The organism is Glycomyces artemisiae (genome assembly GCF_003002955.1).
GTDB classification, from domain to species: domain Bacteria; phylum Actinomycetota; class Actinomycetes; order Mycobacteriales; family Micromonosporaceae; genus Glycomyces; species Glycomyces artemisiae.
Genome location: NZ_PVTJ01000006.1, coordinates 110,564 through 133,955 on the forward strand (window position 1 = coordinate 110,564; position 23,392 = coordinate 133,955).

The following is a 23,392-nucleotide window of genomic DNA, read 5'->3' on the forward strand; positions in this document are numbered from 1 at the left end:
GGGGACCGCATGAGCGACCAGCAGCCGCCGCCCGAGCACACCCAGCGGTACATGGCGGGCCAGTACCAGCAGCCGCAGACCGAGGAGAGCGACACGCTCGCGGTCCGCAGGCGCATGTCGACGCCGCCGGCGGTGCCGCCGCAGCCGGGCTTCGCGCCCGCGCCTCCCGGGCCGCCCGGGACGGGCTCGCCGCCCCCGAACGCGGCGCTCCCGACCGGGACGGCGGCGCTGTCGCCGCCGAGCATGACGGCGCCCGTCGGGCCGCCGCAGGCCCATGCGGCACAAGCGCAGACAGCCCAGTCGCAGCAGGTGGTGCCCGCGAACGCGGTCGCCTCGCCGCCTCCGGCGCCGTACCGGGCCCCGGCCGCACCGCTGCCGCAGCCGATCACCGGGCCGGTGACGCGGTCGACGACGTCGAGCACGCGCCAGCGCGGGGGCCTGTCGGACATGCCGCCGGTGCCGCCGCGCGACCCCGCCGAGGCGGTCATGGCGACCCCGCAGGTGCCCGAGCACAAGCGGTTCTGCTCCTCGTGCGGGAAGCCCGTGGGGCGCCCGCAGGCGGGCCGCGCGGGCCGCGTGGAGGGCTTCTGCCCGTACTGCCGGGCGCGGTACTGGTTCACCCCGGCGCTGTCGCCCGGGGACCTCCTGTCGGACCGGTACGAGGTGCTGGGCGCGATCGCGCACGGCGGGCTCGGCTGGATCTACCTGGCGAACGACCGGAACTTCGCCGACGACCTGACGCAGCGGTGGGTCGTCATCAAGGGCCTCATCAACACCTCGGACGAGGACGCGATCGAGGCGGCGATCAACGAGCGGCGGTTCCTGGTCGGGATCGACCACCCGAACGTGGTGGACATCCACGACTTCGTGACCGCGGCGGACCCGCGGTCGGGGCAGCTCCAGTCGTACATCGTGATGGAGTACATCGCGGGGAAGTCCCTGCGCGACATCAGGGACGCGACGGACGACGAGGGCGAGCGCAAGCCCCTGCCGCTGGAGCAGGTGCTGACGTACACCGCGGAGCTGCTGCCCGCGTTCAGCTACCTGCACGACCGGGGCCTGCTGTTCTGCGACTTCAAGCCCGACAACGTGATCCACGTGGAGACGTGGCTGAAGCTCATCGACCTCGGGGCCGTGCGGCACGTCGAGGACATGGAGTCGGCGATCTACGGGACGCCCGGGTACTCGGTGCCGAACGACGAGATCCTCTCGGTGGGCCCGTCGGTGACCTCGGACCTGTACACGATCGGCCGGTCGATGGCCGTGCTGGCCTTGGACTTCAAGGGCTTCACGACCACGTACCGGGACCACCTGCCCCCGGCGTCGGAGGCCCCGCAGTTCGCGGAGTACGGGTCGTTCCACCGGCTGCTGCTGCGCGCCACGCACATCGAGCCGCGCTCGCGGTTCCAGGACGCGGACGACATGCGCACGCAGGTGCGCGGGGTGCTCCACGAGGTGCAGTCGGTGCAGCGCGGGGAGCCGCGCTCGGAGCCGTCGACGCTGTTCTCCGGCGAGCAGTCGGTGTTCGGGGAGCCGGACGTGGAGTACGACGTCCACAAGATCGGCGACCCGTTCGAGGTGGCGCACGCGCTGCCGACGCCGATGGTGGACCTCGCGGACCCGATGGCGGCGTTCCTGGCGACGCAGCAGGCCACGGACGTGAACGGCATCCTCCAGGAGCTGAACTCGGCGCCGCAGCAGAGCCCGGAGGTGCAGCTGCGGCGGGTGCGCACGCTCGTGAACGCGGGCGAGCTGCACCAGGCCGCGGCGGTGCTCGACCAGTTCGCGCAGCGCGAGGGGAACACGTGGCAGGTGACGTGGCTGCGCGGGATCATCTCGCTGCTGGCCGCGGACTTCGCGACCGCGGCGGCGCATTTCGACGCGGTCTACTCGCACCTGCCCGGCGAGCTGTCGCCGCGCCTGGCGCTGGCGGCGTGCGCGGAGCTCGCGGGCCGCGCGGACCTGGCGCTGCCGCACTACACGCGGATCTGGGCGTGCGACCACCGGTTCGTGTCGGCCGCCTACGGGCGGGCGCGCCTGCTCGACCTCGAAGGCAATTCGACGGACGCGATCACGACGCTGCACCAGGTCCCGAAGACCTCGGCGCAGTACGGGATCGCGCAGACCGCGGCGATCCAGACGGCGCTGCACTCGCGCACCGCGCCGCCGTCGCTGCTGGACCTGCACCACATGGCCGGGCGGCTGGACGAGCTGAAGCTCGAACCGCGGCGCCGGCACCTGGTGTCCACGCGGATCCTGCACCTGGCGCTGGACACGGTGCAGCGCACCGGTCCGGCCGCGGAGCCGCCGGTCTTCGGGGCGCGCCCCGAGGAGCGGGAGCTGCGCCTGGCGCTGGAGCGGGCCTACCGGGACCTGGCCCACGCCTGCACCCGCAGGGAGGACCAGGTGTACTACTTCGACCTGGCGAACCGCCACCGCCCCCGCACGATGCTGTAGCGAAGGAGCCCTATGCAGCCCTCACCGACCATGGGCGCCGCGAAGCGTTGCACCGCTTGCGGTCTCCCGGCAGACCTCGGCCGCTTCTGCGAGGACTGCGGCGGCGACCTGGAGGAGTTCGAGGTCCCCGCCGAGGCCCTCCCGTGGCGCTCGTCGGCGGCGGTCGAGGAGAACCCGGACCATCCGGGCGGCTCCGACGACCACCTGACGTTCGAGATGCCGGGGATCGGCGCGGCGACGGACGTCGGGAAGCGCCACCACTACAACCAGGACTCGATCGCGATCGCGCTGGCCGAGGACGGCCGGAAGATCGCGGTGGTGTGCGACGGCGTCTCGGGCGCCTCCGACTCCGAGCGGGCTTCACTCGCAGGGGTGGAAGCGGCTGTGACGGAGATCCGCTCGGCGCTCGCCGAGGGCCTGTCGGCGGAGGACGCGTCGCGGCGCGGGGTGGGCGCGGCCCACTCGGCGGTGGCCGCGGTCGGCAAGCAGTACCCGAACTCGCCGCCGTCGTCGACGTACGTGTCGGCGGTGGTCGAGGGGAACCAGGCGGTGCTGTGCTGGGTCGGGGACTCGCGGGCGTACTGGGCCGGCGAGAAGGAGGCGCGGTGCCTGACGGTGGACGACACGATCCAGGCGCGGCTGGAGTACCAGGGCGTGGACCCGTCCGATGAAAGGTACAAGAATCCGTACGCGAAAGCCCTGCTGGCGTGGCTCGGCGCGGACGCGCCGACCCTGAACCCGAACCTCCTCCGCGTGGATCTGGGCGGAGGGCATGTCGTAGTGTGCAGCGATGGTCTGTCGCGTTATTTCAATGACGATCACGACCTTCTGCCACTGCCGGACGGCAGTGTTGGCGAGAAGGCGGTAGCGTTGACACGACAAGCGCTCGCTAACGGCGGGCATGACAACATCAGTGTCGCGGTGGTGGAACTCGAATCCCCCGGTTCGGTCCAGGTCGACGAACGCGCGCGCGAGCGCGCTGACCAGGGCTCGCCGAACGGGGAGAACGGGGCCGCCCCGCTGCTCGGTGTCGTCAGCGAGGCCGAGTACACCCAAATGCTTGGAGGGGGACGACCTTGACCTACCAGCCGACCTACGGCGGTGCCCCACAGCCGGGCGGGTACCAGTGCGCGTGCGGGGCGTTCCCGCAGGCACAGTTCTGCGAGCAGTGCGGGACCCCGAACCCGGCGTGGCAGCAAGGCCAGCCTCCGCAGTCCCCTGCCGCGTTCGGGCAGGGCTACCCGTCGAACGACCCGTACGGTCAGCCCGACCCTTACGGACAGCAGCAGCCGGGGGGCTACGGGCAGGACCCCTACGGGCAGCCGCAGCAGCAGGACCCTTACGGCCAGCAGCCTGGCGGCTACGGCCAGGACCCCTACGGGCAGCCGTCGCAGCCGCAGGGCGGCGGGTACGGCCAGCAGGACCCGTACGGGCAGCAGCAGCCCGGCGGCTACGGGCAGGACCCGTACGGCCAGCCGCAGCAGCAGGACCCGTATGGGCAGCAGCCCGGCGGGTACGGGCAGGACCCCTACGGGCAGCCGCAGCAGCAGGACCCTTACGGCCAGCAGCCCGGCGGCTACGGCCAGGACCCGTACGGTCAGCCGTCGCAGCAGGACCCGTACGGCCAGCCCGCGCAGGACCCGTACGGGCAGCAGCCCGGCGGGTACGGGCAGGACCCGTACGCGCAGCAGTCGTACGCGCCGACCTCGGCGCCTCCCGGGCCGCCTCCGGGCGTCCCGGCCGCGCCGTTCGGCGCCCCGACCTCCGCGCCGCCCTCGACGGGCACCGGCGGGTTCTCGATGCCGGACGCGCAGCCCGCGGACCTCGCGTCGAACTACGCGCCCGCCGGCCAGGCGGCCACCCGCTGGGGCGTCGCCGTCACCGCGGACCAGGGGTACTTCAACAAGGTCGCGGCCTCCGACGGGGCCTCGCAGCTCCAGTACCCGTCGTTCGCGAAGCCGCGCCGCTTCCCGCTCGACAAGAACGAGCTGGGCATCGGCCGCTACAGCGCCAAGCGGGGCATCACCCCGGACATCGACCTGTCGGGCGACGTCGCGGACCCGGGCGTGAGCGCCCAGCACGCGCGGCTGTACGCCAAGCCCGACGGCTCGTGGACGATCATGGACGTCGGCTCCTCGAACGGCACGTTCCTCAACGGCTCCGACGAGCCGCTGGCGCCGAACGTGGAGTTCCCGGTCGGGGACGGCACCTACATCAACATCGGTGCGTGGACGCGCCTGACGATCCACTACGAAGGCTAAGCGAGACAGCAGGAAAGGCCGGGTCCGTTCGGACCCGGCCTTCTGCTTCCCCACCCCTGCTTCTTAGCTCTGCTGCTTCAAGAACTGCGTGACGGCGCTGCTGACGGCCGGGCTCACCAGGATCTTGCGGTGGCCCAGGCCCTCGGTGGCGAGGAGCTCGGCGTTCGGCCAGGCGGCGGCGACGGCCTCGCCGTGGCGGAACGGGTTGGGCCGGTCGCGGCGGTCGTGGACGACGAGCGCCGGTGACTGGACTTCAAGGCCGCGCAGGGAGAAGTCGTCGAGCTTCACCCCGGCCTTGGCCTCCCCGAGGGGCGCGAGGCGGTCCATGATGCGCGGGCCCACGGGCACGATCGCGCCGATCGTGTCGCGGAAGCCCTCCTTGCCGCCGATGAACGGCGCGAGCATCGCCAGGCGGACGGCCGCGAGGTCCTCCCCGTTCGCGAGCATCCCGTGGACGGCGCTGAGGCAGCCCATGGAGTGGCCCACGACCGCGTACGGCGTGCCGAACTTCTCGTGGACCGCGCTCATCGCGTCGACCAGGTGCATGCCGTTGGCGTGCCGGTCGCCCCACGGGCCCGCCCCGGAGTTGCCGTGGCTGGGCGCGTCGAAGGCGACCACGCGGAAGCCGGAGGCGACGAGGTTCGCGGCGATGAACTTGAAGTCGCCGGTCGAGCCGCCCCAGCCGTGCACGAGGTAGACGAGGGGGCCCTCGCCCCAGTCGTAGCCCCAGACGGTCGTGCCGAGGCATTCGAGCTCGAAGACCGAGGACCCCGCGGGGGCCTCGCCGCGCAGGCGCTTGTCGGGTCCCGCGGGGAGGCGGAACCACATCTCGCACAGGAACTTCGCGGCCGGACCCGGCGCGACGCGCTCGGCGGCGGTGAAGGCGGAGCGGAGGTACCAAGGAGCACGAACGGTCGTGCTTTTATTTGACGAGCCGGAGCTCTGGGTGGTGGACGCCATGGGTGCGTGGCCTTCCTGGTCAAGAACGGTGACTGTCGATCAGCCGGTGGAACGCCGCCCAAGCGCGGTCGGCGGCGTCGGGATAGGACAGGATGCGGCTCATCCAGTTGTAGGACAGCAGGATGCCGAAGACCTCCTGCGCGACCTGGAAGACGTCGGTGTCTTCGTCGAGCTCGCCTTCGGCGACCGCCGTCGAGGCGATCCGGGCGAGCGAGTCGAGCATCAGGCGCTGCTCGGCCACCATGCGGTCGTGCACGGGGCCGGGCAGGTCGTCGAACTCGGCGGCGGCGGCCAGGAACAGGCAGCCGCCCGGGCGCGCGTACCAGGCCATCCAGTGCTCGACCACGGCCTGGAGCCGGGTCGTCCCGCGCGGCTTCTTCAGCGCGGGGCGCACGACCTCCTCGCTGAACTGCTCGCTGTTGCGCTCCATGCAGGCGAGCTGAAGGGCCTCTTTGGACTTGAAGTGGGCGTACACGCCGGACTTGGACATGTCGGCGGCGGCCGCGAGCGACCCGATGGTCAGCCCGGACAGCCCCGAGTACCTGGCCATCCGGACCGCGACGTCGAGGATGGCCTGCCTGGTGAGTTCGCCTTTCCGCACGTCCTCAAAATAGCACGGTCGTGCTTGAAAAAGCTAGGCCGGCGCGTACACCGCCGCCGTGAACTCCACCTTCATCCAGGCCGAGGAGTCCTCCGGCACCACCGATGTGACGTCGGCGACCACGATCTGGAGCTTGTCGGTGTACATGCACAGGCTCATGCCCTCGGTCAGCGGCGCCGAGCCCGGGTCCCACGGGTCGATCGTCCAGTACAGCTCCGGGTACGACCCGTCGATCTCCGCCCAGCAGTCCTCCGGGGTCACCGAGGCGTCGAAGAACGTCCCGGAGATCCCCGTGGGCGTGTACAGGTAGCTGGTCAGGCCCGTGTTCGTCGAGTAGTCGATGTCGCACGGGTTCAGGACCAGGTCCGTGTAGGACGCCGCCGCGTCGTCGGTGAGGTACTCGACGTAGATCGAGCCGGTCGTGGTGATGTCGTCGAAGTCGACCATCGCGTACTCGCAGGTCGAGTTCTCGTCGAACGTCGTCGTCAGCGTGATCGGGTAGTCGGAGTAGACCTCCGTCCACCCGCCCGAGGCGGCCGTGGTCTCCTCGTCGGGCTCGGTCGTCTCGGGGTCGTCGGGGTCCGAGGTCTCCAGGTCGTCAGGGTCGTTCTGCGAGATCGCCCCGGTCGGGTCGTCGTCGCCCCCCGGGTCGCCCCCGTCGCCGTTGAGGAACCACACCAGGCCCCCGATGAGCGCGATCGCGAGGATCGCCGCGATCACCGTGACGCCCACGGCCGTCGCGTTCGACTTCTGCGGCTGCCCGAACGGCGGCGGCGCCCCGTACGCCGGCGGCTGGCCCGGGTACTGCGGCGGCCCGAACTGCCCCGCCTGCTGCGGAGCGGTGTACTGCGGGGCCGTCTGCTGCGGCGCCGTGTACTGCATCGTCGGCTGCCCGGCCGGGTACTGGCCAGGCGAGACCTGCCCGGGCGCATAGCCCGGCGCCGGGGACTGCGGGGGCGCCGAGTAGGACCCCGGCTGCGCGTACGGCACCGAGGTCACCGGCGAGGCGGGCGGCGCGGACATCGGGAACGCCGTGCTCGGCGCCGGGGGCTCGCCGCCGGGCACCGCGCCCGGGTACGGCGAGTCGAACACCGACGTCGGCGCGTTCGGCGTCGGCGGCGGGCCCGTCGGGGCGGCGCTGTCGACGAGCGTCGAGGGCACGCCCGAGTCCCCCAGGAGGCTCGACAGCTCCCAGCGCTGGCGCTCCGCGAGTGCGTTCACCGCGTCCGGCCACGGGCGCGTAGAGGGCGCCACAGGGCCGATGAGCGACATCAGCTCCGCGGGGGTGGGGCGCGCGCCGGGGAGGCGGATGAGGCACCGCTCGGCGATCGCGCGCACGCGCGGCGACAGCGCCGACAGGTCCGGCTGCGACCGGACCACGTTGTTCAGCGTCTCCAGCGTCGAGGCGCCCGTGAACGGGCTCGTGCCGGTCGCGGCGAGCACCAGGACCGAGCCGAGCGAGAACACGTCCGACGCGGCCGAGACCGTCCCGGACTCGGCCTGCTCGGGCGACATGAACCCGGGCGTGCCGATGACGCCACCGGTCTTCGTCAGGTTCGTGTCGGTGATCCCGTCGGCGGCGCGCGCGATCCCGAAGTCGATCACCCGCGGTCCGTCCGCGGCCAGGATCACGTTGGCGGGCTTCAGGTCCCGGTGGACCATCCCGGCCTTGTGGATCGCGGCCAGCGCCGACGCGAGCCCAGCCGCGAGGCGCAGCACGGCCGCCTCCGGCAGCGGCCCGGACGACTCCACGACGTCCTTCAGGTTGGGGCCCAGCAGGAACTCGGAGGCGAGCCACGGGACCTGGTCGTCGGGCCCGGCGTCGAGCACCGAGGCCGTGTACGCGCCCGCGACCTGCTTCGAGGCGTCCACTTCGCGGCGGAACCTGGCCCGGAACTCCTCATCCTGGATGAGCGCGGCCGCGATGAGCTTGACGGCCACGGGGCGGCCGTCGGGGGCACTGGCGAGGAACACGCGGCCCATGGCGCCGCGGCCGAGTTCGGCGATGGTCCGGTAGGGACCGATCCGTTCGGGATCGCCGGGAGCCAAGGGCTGCATTGATGCCTCCGGGAAGCGAGGGGCGGGCGGTAACCACCATTCTATTGCCGTTGTGCCAGCGTGCGCTGGACGCGAACGCCTGGGCCTATGGGACACAAGCGGATCAGACCACGCGAAAGGGGCCGCTCCGCGGGTGCGGAACGACCCCTCTCACGTCAATCGATGCTTAGCTGCAACCGCTGGTCGCGCCGCAGCCCTCGCAGGCGTAGCAGGAGCCCGCGGGGCGCATCTTCGTGCCGCAGTTCATGCACAGCGGCGCGTCGGCGCTGCGGGCCTGGGCCGAGGTGAGGATGTCCAGGCGCGAGGGCTTGGACTCGATCTGGACGCGTTCGGCCACCGCTTCCTCGATGGGGGCCGAGGCGCGGAGCGCGTCGAGGTCGACCTCCGGCTGCGAGACCTTGGCGGGGTCCTCGCCGTTGAGCTCGGCGGTGCGCTCGGCCGTGGTGAGGATGCCGATGGCGGCGCGCTCCTCGTACGGCAGGTAGTCCAGGGCCAGGCGGCGGAAGATGTAGTCGACCACCGACGAGGCCATGCGGATGTCCGGGTCGTCGGTCATGCCGGCGGGCTCGAAGCGCATGTTGGTGAACTTCTCGACGTACTTCTCCAGCGGCACGCCGTACTGGAGGGCGATCGAGATGGACACCGACAGGGCGTCCATGACGCCAGCGAGGGTCGAGCCCTGCTTGGACATCTTGAGGAAGACCTCGCCGAGGCCGTCGTCGGGGTAGGACGAGGAGGTCATGTAGCCCTCCGCGCCGCCGACCGAGAACGAGATGGTCTGGCTCGGGCGCTTCTTGGGGAGCTTGCGGCGGACCGGGCCGTGCACGGCGATGGTCTCGACGGCCTGCTCCACGGCCTCCTCGACGGCCTTGTCGATCTCCTTCTTCTTCGCGGAGAGCGGCTGGCCGACCTTGCAGTTGTCGCGGTAGATCGCGAGGGCCTTGAGGCCGAGCTTCCAGCCCTGGAAGTAGACCTCCTCGATGTCCTCGACGGTGGCCGACTCGGGCAGGTTCACGGTCTTGGAGATCGCGCCCGACAGGAACGGCTGGACCGCGGCCATCATGAGCACGTGGCCCATCGGCGCGATGGCGCGCTCGCCCATGGCGCAGTCGAACACCGGGTAGTGCTCCTCGCGCAGGGCCGGGGCGCCGACGACGTGGCCGTGCTCGGCGACGTAGTCGACGATGGCCTGGCGGTCGTCCGCGTTGTAGCCGAGGCGGGTGAGCGCGCGCGGGATGGACTGGTTGACGATCTCCATGGAGCCGCCGCCGACGAGCTTCTTGTGCTTGACGAGGGCGAGGTCCGGCTCGATGCCGGTGGTGTCGGAGTCCATCATGAACGAGATGGTGCCGGTCGGCGCGAGCACCGAGGCCTGGGCGTTGCGCCAGCCGTTGACGGCGCCGATCTCGTTGCCCTTGGCCCACTCGGCCTTCGCGGCTTCGAGGACGGTGGCGTCGACGTCGCCGAACGTCTCGACCGCGTCGGCGGCCGCGGCGTGCTTGGCCATGACGCGCTGGTGCGGCTCGGCGTTGCGCTCGTACCCGGCGTAGGGGCCGACGGCCCCGGCGATCTCGGCGGAGCGGCGGTAGGACACGCCGGTCATGAGCGCGGTGATGGCGGCGGCCAGGGCGCGGCCCTCGTCGGAGTCGTACGCGTAGCCCGAGGTCATGAGCAGGGCGCCCAGGTTCGAGTAGCCGATGCCGAGCTGGCGGTAGTCGCGGGTGGTCTCGCCGATCTTCTCGGTCGGGAAGTCCGCGAAGGAGATCGAGATCTCCATGGCGGTGATGACGAACTCGACGGCCTTGGTGAAGCGGTCGACGTCGAACGAGCCGTCATCGCCGAGGAACTTCATGAGGTTGAGGCTGGCGAGGTTGCACGAGGAGTCGTCGAGGCTCATGTACTCCGAGCACGGGTTGGACGCGTAGATGCGGTCCGTGTTCGGGTTGGTGTGCCAGTCGTTGATGATGTCGTCGTACTGGATGCCCGGGTCGGCGCACTCCCACGCGGCCTGGGCCATGCGGCGGAACACGGCGCGGGCGTCGCGGCGCTCGATCTCGGCGCCGGTCTGGCGGGCGGTGAGGGCGTAGTCGGTGCCCTCCTCGACGGCCTTCATGAACACGTCGGAGACGCGCACGGAGTTGTTGGCGTTCTGGTACTGGACCGAGAACATGTCCTCGCCGCCGAGGTCGACGTCGAAGCCGGCGTCGCGCAGGGCCCGGATCTTGTCCTCTTCGCGGGCCTTGGTGTCGATGAACGCCTCGATGTCGGGGTGGTCGACGTCGAGGACGACCATCTTCGCGGCGCGGCGGGTGGCGCCGCCGGACTTGATGGTGCCCGCGGAGGCGTCGGCGCCGCGCATGAAGCTGATCGGGCCGGAGGCGTTGCCGCCGGAGGAGAGCAGCTCGGCGGAGGCGCGGATCTTGGAGAGGTTGACCCCGGCGCCGGAGCCGCCCTTGAAGATCATGCCCTCTTCCTTGTACCAGTCGAGGATCGACTCCATGGTGTCGTCCACGCTGAGGATGAAGCACGCGGAGACCTGCTGGGGCGCGGCGGTGCCGACGTTGAACCAGACCGGGGAGTTGAAGCTGAAGTACTGGTGGAGCAGGAGCCAGGTGAGCTCGTCGGCGAAGACCTGCGCGTCCTCCGCGGTCGCGAAGTAGCCGTGCTTCTCGCCCGCCACGTGGTAGGCGTGGACGACGCGGTCGATGACCTGCTTGAGGCCGGTCTCGCGCTGCGGGGTGCCGAGGGCGCCGCGGAAGTACTTCGAGGTGACGATCTGGGTGGCGTTCTGGCTCCAGAACTCCGGGAACTCGACGCCGCGCTGCTCGAAGTTGATCGAGCCGTCGCGCCAGTTCGTCATGACGACGTCGCGCTGCTCCCATTCGACCTCGTCGTACGGGTGGACGCCGGCGGTCGTGAAGACGCGCTCGACCGTGAGGCCCTTCTCCGCGGGCCCGGTGGTCTTCTTGGCGGTCCTGGTGGTCGTCGCTGCGGCCTTGGTGGTCTTCGGCATGTTCCTCGCCCCTGTCTGCTCATGCCTGGTCATGGGAATCGGATGTTCTGAGGGTGGTGCGCTAGCCGCCGTTGCGGGCGGCGTGCTCCTCGCGGAGCTGGGCTATGGCGGCCTCGAAGTCCTCCAGGGACTCGAAGTCCTGGTAGACGCTGGCGAAGCGCAGGTAGGCGACCTCGTCGAGCTGGCGGAGCGGCTTGAGGATCGCGAGGCCCACCTCGTGGGCGGGGACCTCGGCGGCGCCGGTCGAGCGGATCTCGTCCTCGACGGCCTGGGCCAGCTTCGCGACGTCGTCGGCGTCCACGGGACGGCCCTGGCAGGCCTTGAGGACGCCGCTGGCGACCTTCCCGCGGCTGAACGGCTCGGTGGCCCCTGAGCGCTTGACGACGGCGAGGATGGACTCCTCGACGGTGGTGAAGCGCTTCTCGCACTCCTGGCAGACCCGGCGGCGGCGGATGATCTTGCCGTCCTCCGCCTCGCGCGAATCGACCACGCGACTGTCGGGATGGCGACAGTAAGGGCATCGCATATCGCTAGTCTCCTTCTCACAACCATCGTCTCGCGGACCACCGACACCGTCGGGCGGCCCGGCCGTCGCGCCGGGAGGGACAGTCTGCCCCCTCGCCATCCCGGCGGGTGCGGGAACCCCAACACCTAGTGAGAGACGATACAACACACCACAAGATCTAGTGCCAAGAATAGCGCAGAACGGCGACTCGCGAGCACCGGAGACCGGACACCCCGGGACATGCAGTCAACCAGGCTGCCGCGTATTATCGTTCACCCGTTCGGGTGAATACGCCCCGAAACACATTCCTACCAGCGCGGCGACACGCCGACGTCGCACGAATGTTTGACTAGAACCTGCACGTGAGTTACATTGTCGGAATCAGACATACCGTCCCATTTGTCTTACAGGAGCCTCCTGTGGCTAGCGAGACCACGACATCCCGGCCGAAAACGCGCAAGTTGACGCGTCGGCAGCAGCAAGTCCTCGAATACATCGAGGAGTTCATCAACAACAAGGGCTACCCCCCGAGCGTCCGCGAGATCGGTGCGGAGGTCGGACTCGCCTCGGCGTCGTCCGTCGCGTACCAGATGAAGCAGCTCGAACGGAAGGGCTACCTCAACCGCCTGGCCGGACGGCCGCGCGCGGTGGGGGTGCGCCAGTCCACGCCGGGCGGCGTCCAGACCTGCTCCCAGCACCCGCGGCCCCGGTACGTCCCGATGGTCGGCGAGATCGCCGCGGGGCAGCCGATCCTGGCCGAGGAGCGCGACTACGACGTCATGCCCCTGCCCGCGGAGTTCGTGGGCGAGGGCGTCCACTTCCTCCTGCGCGTCAAGGGCGACTCGATGACCGAGGCCGCGATCACCGACGGCGACTGGGTCGTGGTGCGCCAGCAGCCCGACGCGCTCAACGGCGAGATCGTGGCCGCGATGATCGACGGCGAGGCCACCGTGAAGACCTGGAAGCGCAAGAACGGCAAGCCGTGGCTGCTCCCGGCGAACGCCCTGTACGACCCCATCGACGCCTCGGAGGCCGAGATCCTCGGCCGCGTGGTCGCGGTGCTCCGCAAGATCTAGCGCGACGGCGGAATCAGTACTCGAACGCCAACTACATTGTGCGCCTAGCGGTTTCGACCGTAAGTCGTGCCGCTTTCAGGCGGGCCCCAGTAGCCGTCATCGGCGTCAGGGGTCCGTTCGGCGTTTCCGGCGCCGTAGACCCCGCCCTGCGGGCGCTGCTGCTGTTGCCGGCCGCCTCCGGCGCCGTACATGTTGCCGGTGGGCTCGCGCCGCGGCGGCTGCTGGCCCCCGCCGCCTCCGGCACCGTAGACGTTCCCGGAGGGCTCCGGGCGGGCGGCGAAGGACTGGCCGGGCCCGGCGTTGTCGTAGACGCTGCCGTGGCCGCCGCCTTCGAACGCCCCGTACTGGGGCTCCTGGCGGCCGCCTTGCGGGGGGCGGCCCTGCGGCGGCTGGCCGCCTCCGCCGCCGTAGACGTTCCCGGACGGCTCCTGGCGCGCGCCGCCGCCGTAGACGCCGCCCTGCGGCTCGGGGCGGGCCTGCTGGCCGCCGCCACCGTAGACGTTGCCGCTCGGCTCCTGGCGGGCGCCGCCGTACACGTTGCCGCGGGCGACCTCCCCCAGGTCCGGGTCGGGCTGGCCGGAGTCGATCCCCAGGTCGACAGGGTCGTCGTCGGCGAGGAAGGACGACTCCCTGCGCCCGCGCGGGGGCTCCTCGGCGGCGAAGCCGAGCTCGTCGTCCTCGTCCTTGCCGTCGCCGTTCGCCTTGCGGTGCTTGCGGATCACCACGATGCCCAGGACCATGACGAGCATGCCGAGGATCGCGATGGCCGCGAGGATCTTCACGATCGTGCCGAAGCCCAGGTCCAGGATCCGGTCGACGAGGCTCTTGCCGTCGTCGCCGGAGGCGGGCGCGGCCTCGTCGTCGCCGCCGGAGGTCTCCTCCTCGGCGACCGGTGCGGCGGGCGCGTACTGGGTGACGGTGCCGAACGAGCCGTCGTTGTCCTCCGAGGCGAGAGTGATGAAGTTGCCGTCGGCGTCGTAGGTGAGGCCCTCGGCCTGGCCGGAGTCGGCGACCGGCGTCGCCACTGGCTCCCCGCCCAGGGCCGCGAGCACGTCGCCGCCCTCGACGGTCCACTCGTAGACGTTGCCCTCGGTGCGCAGCGCGACCTTCGAGCCGTCGGCGTTCAGGGCGCCGCCGGAGACCGTGCCGCCGTCGGGGAGGGCGACCGTGCCGACCTCGTCGAGCGGGGTGTTCTCCTCCTGGTTGTCGCCGGGAGGCGAGTACAGGGTGGCCTCGCCCGCGTCCGCGGTCACGAACAGCGGCTTCTTGCCCGGCAGGAGCAGGAACGTGCCGACGTCCTGGGGCCCGTCGGGGAAGACGTAGCGCCAGACCGCGCTGTTGGGGAGGTCGTTCAGGTCGAGCTGGTTCAGCGTCAGCCACTCGCGGTTGGCGCCGTCGCCGATGTCGCCGACCCACAGGTACTCGCCGTTCTCGTTGTCGAGGACCAGCGCCTGCGGGTCGCGGGGCTGGTGGTCGATCCACGCCTCGTCCGCGGGGCGCACGTTGCAGTCCGCGCCGGTCCGGTCCACCGACAGGGTCGCGTCCTGCTCGGTGCCGCCGGACACGATCCACCAGCCGTCGCCGTCAGCGGCGGCGGCGATGCCCGCGGGGGCCTGAGTGCCGTGGAGATTGCACAGCACCTCGCCGCCGGACTCTTCATCCTGGGCGAAGACGGGGGACGCGGCCGTGGCCAGGACCAGCACTCCGGCCGTCCCGGCGACGAGCCGCGCAGGCAGGGGCCGACGGCCCACACGGCGCTCTCGCATCACGCAAGTGTTCCAGAACACGCCATGTCAGCGCGGGGACCCCCATGAGACATGTTCAGGACCACTGCGATTCAGTCCTTTTCCAGGACGAACGCTCGCAATTCACCGGCCAGCCGGTCGTCCACACGGGCCGTGATGACCGTGCCGTCACCTCGGTGTTCAGTGGTGAGCACCTCGCCGCGCGACCGCAGTCGCGACACGAGATCGCCTCTGACGTAAGGGATGCAGACCGTCAGCTCCGTGTCCGGCTGCGGCAGCGCCTGCTCGATCGCGTCACGGAGCTTGTCGATCCCCTCACCCGAATGCGCCGACACGAACACCGCGTCGGGCCAGTCCGAGCGCAGCTGGAGCATCGTGTCCGGGTCGACCAGGTCGAGCTTGTTGACCACGACCAGCTCCGGGATCTCCTCGGCGCCGACCTCGGCGAGCACCTCGCGGACCGCCTCGGCCTGGCCGAGCGGGTCCGGGTGCGAGCCGTCGATCACGTGGACCACCAGGTCCGACTCGGCGACCTCTTCGAGGGTCGAGCGGAACGCCTCCACGAGCTGGTGCGGCAGGTGCCGCACGAAGCCGACCGTGTCGGTCACCGTGTACTCCCGGCCCTCGGCCGTGCGCGAGCGCCGCGTCGACGTGTCGAGGGTCGCGAACAGCGCGTCCTGCACGAGGATGCCCGCGCCCGTGAGCGCATTGAGCAGGCTCGACTTCCCGGCGTTCGTGTACCCGGCGATCGCGACACCCGGCACCCGGTTGCGGGTGCGCGAGTCGCGCTTCGTCTCGCGGGTGACCGTGAGCTTCGCGAGCTCCCGGCGCAGCTTCGCGACCTTCGCGCGGATGCGCCGCCGGTCGGTCTCCAGCTTCGTCTCACCGGGGCCGCGCAGGCCCACGCCGCCGTTCGAGCCGCCCTGGCGGCTCATCGCGTCGCCCCAGCCGCGCAGGCGCGGCAGCAGGTACTGGAGCTGCGCCAGCTCGACCTGGGCCTTGCCCTCGGCGCTCTTCGCGTGCTGCGCGAAGATGTCGAGGATCAGCGCCGTGCGGTCGATGACCTTCACGTTCACGGCCTTCTCAAGGGCGATCAGCTGGCCCGGCGACAGCTCGCCGTCGGCGATCACGGTGTCGGCGCCCAGCGCCTCCACCGCGTCCTTCAGCTCCTTGACCTTGCCGGAGCCGATGAACGTGCCCGCGTCGGGCTTGGAGCGGCGCTGGATCAGGCCGTCGACGACCTCGGAGCCCGCGGTCTCCGCGAGCTGCGCGAGCTCGTCGAGGGAGTTCTCGGCGTCCTCGATGGTGCCCTCGGTCCAGACGCCGACCAGGACGACGCGCTCCAGGCGCAGCCGCCGGTACTCGGCGTCGGTGACGTCTTCGAGCTCCGTGGAGGCGACACCGGCGACGCGCCGCAGCGCCTGGCGCGCCTCCAGGTCCAGTTCGCCCGTCGAGGGGGCGTCGGAGGAGAAGTCTTCTCGGGTGTTCTCAAAAGGTTCGTGCATCACCACAAGCTTGACACGCGCCGCCCCCGGAGGCGAGCCGATATCGCGCACAGCGAACGGCGTCGATCCCTGCCGCTCCGGGGCGCTGTGGCGGGGCCCGGCCCAGCGCAGGGCCCAGGCGGCGGCGTCCCGAACAGTGGCATCATTCAAGCATCCGGCAACTGGTCCACAACGAAGTGCACATCAAAGGAGCGGCATGAGCACTGCCCGTCTTCCCAGCGCAGGGTTCTCGATCACCGTCCGGCTGGCCCTCTCGGCCGACCCGGGCGCCGCGGGACGCCTCGCCACCGTCGTAGGCCAGGCCGGGGCCATCGTCACCGCACTCGACGTCGTCGGCTCCGACAACAAGCGGATGACCGTCGACCTCACCTGCGACACCTCCGACGCCTCGCACGCCGAGCAGGTCACGCACATCCTCGAATCCATGCCGGACTTCGACGTCAAGAAGGTCTCCGACCGGACCTTCCTCATGCACCTCGGCGGCAAGATCGAGGTCGCCCCCAAGGTGCCCCTGCGCAACCGCGACGACCTGTCCATGGCGTACACCCCCGGCGTCGCCCGCGTCTGCATGGCCATCGCCGAGAACCCCGACGACGCCCGCCGCCTCACCATCAAGCGCAACACCGTCGCCGTCGTCACCGACGGCTCCGCCGTCCTCGGCCTCGGCAACATCGGCCCTGCCGCCGCGATGCCCGTCATGGAGGGCAAGGCGGCCCTGTTCAAGAAGTTCGGCGACGTCGACGCCTGGCCGGTGTGCCTCGACACCCAGGACACCGACGAGATCGTCAACATCGTCGCCGCCCTCGCCCCCACCTACGGCGGCATCAACCTGGAGGACATCGCCGCCCCCCGCTGCTTCGAGATCGAGGCCCGCCTGCGCGAGCGCCTCGACATCCCCGTCTTCCACGACGACCAGCACGGCACCGCGATCGTCGTCCTCGCCGCCCTCACCAACGCCCTCCGCGTCGTCGGCAAGGAGTTCAAGGACGTGCGCGCCACCGTCGTCGGCTGCGGCGCCGCCGGGACCGCGATCATGCGGCTGCTGGAGAAGGCCGGCATCGGCGACATCATCCCCGTCGACCGCGACGGCGCCCTGCACTCCGGCATGGAGTGCGAGAACGAGACGTGGAAGTGGCTCGGCGAGCACTTCAACAAGGGCGACTACTCCGGGGACCTCTCCGGCGCGGTCGAGGGCTCCGACATCTTCATCGGCGTGAGCGCCCCGAACATCCTCAAGGGCTCCGACGTCGCGAAGATGGCGAAGGACCCGATCGTGTTCGCGCTCGCGAACCCGGACCCGGAGATCTCCCCCACCGAGGCGGCCCGGTACGCGGCGATCGTGGCGACCGGCCGGTCGGACCAGCCGAACCAGATCAACAACGTGCTCGCCTTCCCCGGCGTGTTCCGCGGGCTCCTCGACGCGCAGGCCCGCGACTGGAACGACGACGCCGCGCTCGCGGCGGCCACGGCCATCGCCGACTGCGTCGGCGAGGACAAGGTCAACGCGACCTACATCGTCCCGAGCGTCTTCGACCCGAACGTGGCCCCGGCGGTCGCGGCGGCGGTCAAGCGCGTGATGCGGTAGCAGCACCAAGAAGCCCTGGGATCCTTCGGCTCCCAGGGCTTCTGTCGTTCTAGAGGCGGAAGGCGCCCTCGGCCACGATCACGGCCGGGCCCGTCATGAACAGGGTGTCCGCGGTAACCTCGATCGTGAGGGTCCCGCCGGGGACGTCCACTCTGCACACGCCCGTGTCGAGCCCGGCGCGGCGCAGGGCGACCGCGCCGACCGCGCACGCGCCCGTGCCGCACGAGGCGGTCTCGCCGACGCCGCGCTCGTGGACGCGCATGCGCACGTGCGGGGCGGTGCCGGTCACGAACTCGACGTTCACGCCGTCGGGGAACAGCGCCGCGTCGTAGCGCGGCTGGTGGAACAGCTCCAGGGCCTCCAGCTCGGCCTCGTCCCCGAGGTGGCACACCAGGTGCGGGTTCCCCATCGAGACGGCCTGGCCGGGCCACGTGAAGCCCTCCACCGACGCCTGCGAGACCGCGCCGAACTCGGCCGCGCCCATGTCGACGCGCAGCTCATCCCCCGCCACCGTCACGGTCTTGATCCCGGCGCGGGTCGCCACGGCGACCTCCGGGCCCTCCGCGAGGCCCTTGTCGAGGAGGTAGCGCACGAAGACGCGCACGCCGTTGCCGCACATCTCCGCGATCGAGCCGTCGGCGTTCCGGTAGTCCATGAACCACTCGGCGGCCGGGTCCTCGGAGGGGACCACGCGCAGCAGGCCGTCGCCGCCGATGCCGAAGCGGCGGTCGCACATCAGCGCGACCTGGGCGTCCTTCAGCGGCAAGGCGTCCTCGGGGTCGGGCACGATCACGAAGTCGTTGCCGGTGCCGTGCCCTTTGGCGAACTCGATGGTGGTCACTTGGCAATTGTGCCCCACCGCCCCCGCGCTAGCCTTGTGCCGTGACACAGACGACCGACGCCGGGCCCCTCGCCGAGCTGAAAGCGAAGTTCCCCAACGGGGTGTGGACGACCCGCGCGAACGCGCGGCTCCAGGACGCGCTCATCGAAGGGTCGGGCCTCGGCCGCCTCCAGGCCGCGGTCGGCTGGGCCGCCCGCATGCAGGCCACCGACGCCCCCGAGCCGTTCACGGCACCGCGGATGCTCCTGTTCGCGGGCGAGTACCCCGAGAACTGGGACGCCGGGGACTACGCGCCCGTCGACGAGCAGGCCGCGGCCCTCGAACGCGGCGAGGGCCCCCTCGCCGAGCAGGCCGCCCGCTCCGGGCTGCCGCTCACGGTGGTCCGCACCGGCGCCAGCGAGGGCCGCGAGGGCCCGCTCCTCGACGACACCGAGCTGGACGAGGCGCTGCGCCTGGGCCGCGAGACCGCCGACCGCGCGATCGACGAGGGCGCCGACGTGCTCCTCATCTCCGGGCTCGGCGCGGGCGCGGTGACCGCGTCCGTCGCGGTCTGCTCGTTCATCGCGAAGGACGAGATCACCAACTTCCAGCCGCAGCTCCACGCCCCCGGCGGCTCGGTCTTCGACGCCGCATGGATGGGCCGCGTCTCGGCCCTGCGCGACCACCTCGCGTTCAACCGCGGCTTCAAGCGCAGCCCGCAGGAGCTCATCGCGCGCCTCGGCGGCGCCCAGCTCGGCGCGATGGCCGCCGCGATCTTCACCGCGGCCACCCGTTCGACGGCGATGCTCGTCGACGGCCCGGCCGCGGTCGCCGCGGTCATGCTCGCCCGCGACTTCGGCCTGGCGGCCCCCAAGTGGTGCTACGCCCCGAACCGCTCCGCGCACCCGGTCGTCGTCAAGCTCGCCAAGCAGGCCGGCCTCGCCGACGACCTCGCGCTGGACCTCGACCTGCCCGACGGCACCGCGCTCCCGCTCGGCTGGGACCTGGTCCAGACGAGCCTGCGGATCTCCCGGTCGCTCCCCATGCCCGTCAAGGAGGAGCCGGAGCCCGAGCCGAACGAGCCGGTCGTCGGCGGCATCGGCCCGGTCCCGACGCCGGAGGCGAGCGAAGCGGCCCTTGAGGAAGGCGCCGAGAACTCCTAAGAGACGCATGCGAAACGGCCCCGCCCGGGACTGGGCGGGGCCGTTTCCTTGCGCTCAGGACGCGGCGTCCTCGGGCACCGGCTCCGCATCGCGGGCCGGGCGGCGGGACCAGTACCCGGCCAGGAGCGAGCCGGAGATGTTGTGCCACACCGAGAACACCGCCGCGGGCAGGGCCGCCACGGGGTTGAAGTGCGCGGTCGCCAGCGCCGCGGCGAGCCCGGAGTTCTGCATGCCGACCTCGATGGAGACGGCGCGGCGGCCGGTGACCGGCAGGCGGCCGAGCTTCGCGAGGGCGTAGCCGAGACCGAGGCCGAACCCGTTGTGGAGGACGACGGCGAGCAGCACGAGCGCGCCGACTTCGAGGAGGGCGTCGGCGCTGCCCGCCACGACGGCCATCACGACGAGGGTGATGCCGACGACCGACACGAGCGGCAGGGCGTCGATGACCTTCTCGACGAAGCGGGTCGCGAAGCGGCGCAGGAGGAGTCCGACCACGACCGGGACGAGCACGATCTGGAGGATCGAGACGAGGAGGGCCCCGGCGTCGACGGGCAGGAACTCCCCGGCGAGCCACAGGACCAGGACCGGGGTGAGGAGCGGCGCGAGGAGGGTGGAGACGGAGGTCATCGCCACCGACAGCGCAGTATCCCCTTTGGACAGGTAGACCATGACGTTGGAGGCGGTGCCGCCGGGCGCGGCACCGACGAGGATCATGCCGACGGCGAGCATCGGCTCCATGTCGAAGGCGCGGGCGAGGCCGTAGCCGACCAGGGGCATGACGAGGTACTGGGCGATGACGCCGAGGATCACGGGCCAGGGGCGGCGGCCGATGATCGTGAAGTCGGCGGGGCGGAGGGTCATCCCCATGCCCAGCATGATGATCATGAGCAGGTAGGTGACGATGCCGCCGAGCGGCGCGAAGGTGCTCGGCGTCGCGAAGGCGAGCGCGGCGGCGGCGAGGACGATGGCGGGCAGCCAGGTGCCGGTGAAGGCGCTGATGCGTTGGATCATCGGGGACCGTTTCTGTTGTGCGGGGCGGCGCACGGTCCTCCGGTGGGGCGGGAGGGGCGGTCGGGCCGGGCCGGTCGCAGACACTCTACTCGAATGCCGCGTATCGGCCCGTTTTCGATCTCAGCATGCGGATGCGCGGGCGGCCAGGGCCGCCCGCGCAGCAGAAACGGTCAGTCGTTGATCGCGCGCAGCACGGGCTTCGACGTGAGGGCGGCCGTGAGTGCCGCTGATGCCGCGATGGCCTCGCTGGTCACGGTGAACACGGCCTCCTCGCCGGGGATGAGCGTGAGGAGCGCCTTGTCGACCGTCGCAGCCGGGTCGAGACGGTCGGGGAAGAGACACAGGTCGCGCAGGACGGTCTCGGCGGTGACCTTCACTTCGACGCCGCCGGGGACGGGCCTGGTCTCGGCCGTGAACTCGGCGGTCGGCCAGTCCATGTCCTTGTCCTCCTTGGTGAACCAGGTCGCACGCGGGAAGTCCTCGCGGCCGGTCACCAGGAACTCGCCGGGCTTGGGGGCGACCTCGCCGGTGAGGACGAGTTCGGCGGTGTCGCGCGCCGCGACGCCGATCGTCAGGAGCGCGCGGCCGTTGATGCGGCCCTGCGGCGTGCACTTCCAGAAGCCCACGACCGAGCCCCACGGCTTGTCGGAGTCGTTGACGAGCACCAGTTTCACGCCGTCGCCTTCGGGCTGGAACGTGGCGATCCGGTCGGCGTAGGCGTCCTTGAGGGCGTACCAGAGCGGCTTGAGGCGCTCCTCGCCGTCGATCGCGGCCCACGAGGTCACCGGCCAGCAGTCGTTGAGCTGCCACACGACCGATCCGGTGCAGTACGGCTGGAGCGAGCGGAAGTGCTCGATGCCGAGGCGCACGGCCCTGGCCTGGTTCACCTGCGTGAAGTACAGCCAGTCGTCGAAGTCGCGCACGGGCGGCAGGTGCGCGTCGAGGCCGCGCTGGAGCTTCGCCTGGCCGTCGGCGGCCTTCTGGTGCCACAGCATGTTCGGGGTCTCGGCCCGGAGCGGCTCGTCGGTCGTCATGCGCCGCACCGTGGCCCACGTCGGCGGCGCCTGGTAGCCGAACTCGGCGACGAACCGCGGCCTCCAGTCCCGGTAGTGCGCGTAGTCCTCCCGGTTCCACACGTCCCAGATGTGGACCGACCCGTGTGCCTGCTCGTTCGGGTGCAGTTCGCGCGCACCGGAGTAGGGGCTGCCGGGCCAGTACGGGCGGGTGCCGTCCACTTCGGAGACGAGCTTCGGGAGCAGGTCGTGGTAGTACCCGGCGCCCCAGGTCAGATCGCCGAGCGGCTCCTGCCAGTCCCAGTCGTGCCAGCCCCAGATGTTCTCGTTGTTGCCCGTCCACGTCACCAGGCTCGGGTGCGGGGCGAGGCGGGCGAGGTTGTCGCGGGCCTCGGCCTCGGCCTCGGACCAGAACGGCTCCTCCTCCGGGTAAGCGGCGCAGGCGAACAGGAAGTCCTGGCCGACCATGAGGCCGAGTTCGTCGCAGAGGCGGTAGAAGTCCTCGGACTCGTAGACCCCGCCGCCCCACACGCGGAGGTAGTCGATCCCGGCCGCGACGGCCTGGCGCAGCCGCCGCTCGATCCGCGCCGGGTCGATGCGGCCGAACAGGGCCTCGTCGGGGATCCAGTTGACGCCCTTGACCCACACGGGGCGGCCGTTGATCTTCAGCTGGTAGGGGCGGCCGTCCTCGTCGGGCTCGGTGTCGAGTTCGACCTTGCGGAAGCCGATCCGGTGCGACCAGGAGTCGAGTTCCTCGCCGCCCGAGCGCAGCGACACGGCGGCGTCGTAGAGGAACTGGGCGCCGCGGTTGTGCGGCCACCACGCGCGCGGGTTCGGGACCTCGACGCGGGCCCGCGCGGCCCCCGTGCCCGCCGGGACGCGCACGGTCGTGGTCTGATCGCCTGCGGTGCAGACGAGTTCGAGGTCCGCGTCCCCGGCGCGCTGGAGGTCCACCGCGAACTCGACGACGCCCTTGACGGCGCCGTCGGCCACCTCGATCGACACGTGCGGCACGACCTCGGCGAGCCGCGCGGTCCGCCACGTCTCCAGCCGCACCGGCCGCCAGATCCCGACGCCCGCGAGGTTCGGGCCCCAGTCCCAGCCGAAGTTGCACGCGGCCTTGCGGATGAAGTTCCCCGGCTCCGGGTACGCGTTCGGCCGGTCCCCCAGGCGCTCGCGCTGCGCCTCCGCGTACGTGTACGGCGCGGTGAACGCCACTTCGAGTTCGTTGGCGCCCTCGCGGATCGCGGTGCGGGCGTCGAAGCGGTAGCGGCGGTGCATGTTCGCGGTCTCGCCTACGACGGCGCCGTTGAGCGAGACGCGCGCGACCGTGTCGAGCCCGTCGAACGCCAGGTCCACCCCGTCCCAGTCCCCGCCCTCGAAATCGAAGCTGGTCCGGTAGGTCCAGTCGTGCCGGCCGACCCAGGCGAGCTCCTGCTCCGCCCGGTCGGTGTACGGGTCGCCGACGAGGCCCGCGGCTAGGAGGTCCGAGACCACCTCCCCGGGCACCGCCGCCGGGATCGCGGTGACGGCGAGCGGCGCCCCGGGGTCCCCGGTGACGGTCCAGCCTTCGTGCAGGGTTCGCTTGGCGCTCAATGAAGCTCCTAGTCCTATGCCTT

16 protein-coding genes are annotated in these 23,392 nt (G+C 71.3%); 6 read left to right on the forward strand and 10 right to left on the reverse strand.

Annotated features, from left to right (window positions below):
• Nucleotides 1-9 precede the first annotated feature (9 nt).
• The 3 genes from B0I28_RS16205 to B0I28_RS16215 are packed head-to-tail and all read left to right on the forward strand — an operon-like array spanning nt 10 to nt 4,718.
• Nucleotides 10-2,457, forward strand: coding sequence for a serine/threonine-protein kinase (locus B0I28_RS16205; protein WP_106364890.1), 2,448 nt, complete (start codon nt 10-12; stop codon nt 2,455-2,457).
• A 12-nt stretch (nt 2,458-2,469) separates the two neighbouring features.
• Nucleotides 2,470-3,537 carry a PP2C family protein-serine/threonine phosphatase gene (locus B0I28_RS16210; RefSeq protein WP_106364891.1) on the forward strand — a complete coding sequence of 356 codons (1,068 nt, stop codon included), beginning with the start codon at nt 2,470-2,472 and terminating at the stop codon, nt 3,535-3,537.
• On the forward strand, nt 3,534-4,718 hold the full coding sequence (locus B0I28_RS16215) for an FHA domain-containing protein (protein ID WP_106364892.1): 1,185 nt from the start codon (nt 3,534-3,536) through the stop codon (nt 4,716-4,718). The genes B0I28_RS16210 and B0I28_RS16215 overlap by 4 nt, the downstream gene beginning before the upstream one ends.
• A gap of 63 nt (nt 4,719-4,781) precedes the next feature.
• Here the strand turns inward: B0I28_RS16215 and B0I28_RS16220 are convergent, their stop codons facing one another.
• The 5 genes from B0I28_RS16220 to nrdR all read right to left on the reverse strand — a co-directional run bounded on the left by B0I28_RS16220 (nt 4,782) and on the right by nrdR (nt 11,876).
• Nucleotides 4,782-5,678, reverse strand: a complete 897-nt coding sequence (locus tag B0I28_RS16220; RefSeq protein ID WP_106364893.1) for an alpha/beta fold hydrolase — start codon at nt 5,676-5,678, stop codon at nt 4,782-4,784.
• A gap of 19 nt (nt 5,679-5,697) precedes the next feature.
• Nucleotides 5,698-6,279, reverse strand: a complete 582-nt coding sequence (locus B0I28_RS16225) for a TetR/AcrR family transcriptional regulator (RefSeq protein ID WP_106364894.1) — start codon at nt 6,277-6,279, stop codon at nt 5,698-5,700.
• A 33-nt stretch (nt 6,280-6,312) separates the two neighbouring features.
• Nucleotides 6,313-8,337 carry a serine/threonine protein kinase gene (locus B0I28_RS27650; protein WP_219926803.1) on the reverse strand — a complete coding sequence of 675 codons (2,025 nt, stop codon included), beginning with the start codon at nt 8,335-8,337 and terminating at the stop codon, nt 6,313-6,315.
• Between the two features lie 166 nt (nt 8,338-8,503).
• On the reverse strand, nt 8,504-11,350 hold the full coding sequence (locus tag B0I28_RS16235; RefSeq protein ID WP_106364895.1) for a vitamin B12-dependent ribonucleotide reductase: 2,847 nt from the start codon (nt 11,348-11,350) through the stop codon (nt 8,504-8,506).
• 61 nt (nt 11,351-11,411) lie between these two features.
• A complete protein-coding gene (gene nrdR / locus B0I28_RS16240; RefSeq protein WP_106364896.1) occupies nt 11,412-11,876 on the reverse strand; it encodes a transcriptional regulator NrdR in 465 nt (154 codons plus the stop codon).
• Between the two features lie 398 nt (nt 11,877-12,274).
• On the opposite strand from nrdR, the gene lexA reads away from it, so the two are divergent.
• Complete coding sequence (gene lexA, locus B0I28_RS16245) at nt 12,275-12,931, forward strand: transcriptional repressor LexA (protein WP_197717131.1); 657 nt, start codon at nt 12,275-12,277, stop codon at nt 12,929-12,931.
• A gap of 44 nt (nt 12,932-12,975) precedes the next feature.
• On the opposite strand, the gene B0I28_RS16250 is transcribed toward lexA, so the two are convergent.
• Entirely contained in the window at nt 12,976-14,697 is a 1,722-nt protein-coding gene (locus B0I28_RS16250) for a hypothetical protein (RefSeq protein ID WP_146148129.1), read from the reverse strand.
• Nucleotides 14,698-14,768: 71 nt separating this feature from the next.
• A complete protein-coding gene (hflX, locus tag B0I28_RS16255) occupies nt 14,769-16,181 on the reverse strand; it encodes a GTPase HflX (protein ID WP_106364898.1) in 1,413 nt (470 codons plus the stop codon).
• Nucleotides 16,182-16,377: 196 nt separating this feature from the next.
• On the opposite strand from hflX, the gene B0I28_RS16260 reads away from it, so the two are divergent.
• Entirely contained in the window at nt 16,378-17,766 is a 1,389-nt protein-coding gene (locus B0I28_RS16260; RefSeq protein ID WP_106364899.1) for an NAD-dependent malic enzyme, read from the forward strand.
• 49 nt (nt 17,767-17,815) lie between these two features.
• Here the strand turns inward: B0I28_RS16260 and dapF are convergent, their stop codons facing one another.
• Nucleotides 17,816-18,598: a diaminopimelate epimerase gene (dapF, locus tag B0I28_RS16265; protein ID WP_106365148.1), complete on the reverse strand. Its 783-nt coding sequence runs from the start codon at nt 18,596-18,598 to the stop codon at nt 17,816-17,818.
• A 50-nt stretch (nt 18,599-18,648) separates the two neighbouring features.
• On the opposite strand from dapF, the gene B0I28_RS16270 reads away from it, so the two are divergent.
• Complete coding sequence (locus tag B0I28_RS16270; RefSeq protein ID WP_106364900.1) at nt 18,649-19,749, forward strand: nicotinate-nucleotide--dimethylbenzimidazole phosphoribosyltransferase; 1,101 nt, start codon at nt 18,649-18,651, stop codon at nt 19,747-19,749.
• Nucleotides 19,750-19,803: 54 nt separating this feature from the next.
• Here the strand turns inward: B0I28_RS16270 and B0I28_RS16275 are convergent, their stop codons facing one another.
• Both B0I28_RS16275 and B0I28_RS16280 read right to left on the reverse strand, forming a co-directional pair.
• Nucleotides 19,804-20,760 carry a bile acid:sodium symporter family protein gene (locus tag B0I28_RS16275; protein ID WP_106364901.1) on the reverse strand — a complete coding sequence of 319 codons (957 nt, stop codon included), beginning with the start codon at nt 20,758-20,760 and terminating at the stop codon, nt 19,804-19,806.
• 170 nt (nt 20,761-20,930) lie between these two features.
• Nucleotides 20,931-23,369, reverse strand: a complete 2,439-nt coding sequence (locus B0I28_RS16280) for a glycoside hydrolase family 2 protein (RefSeq protein WP_106364902.1) — start codon at nt 23,367-23,369, stop codon at nt 20,931-20,933.
• Nucleotides 23,370-23,392: the final 23 nt, after the last annotated feature.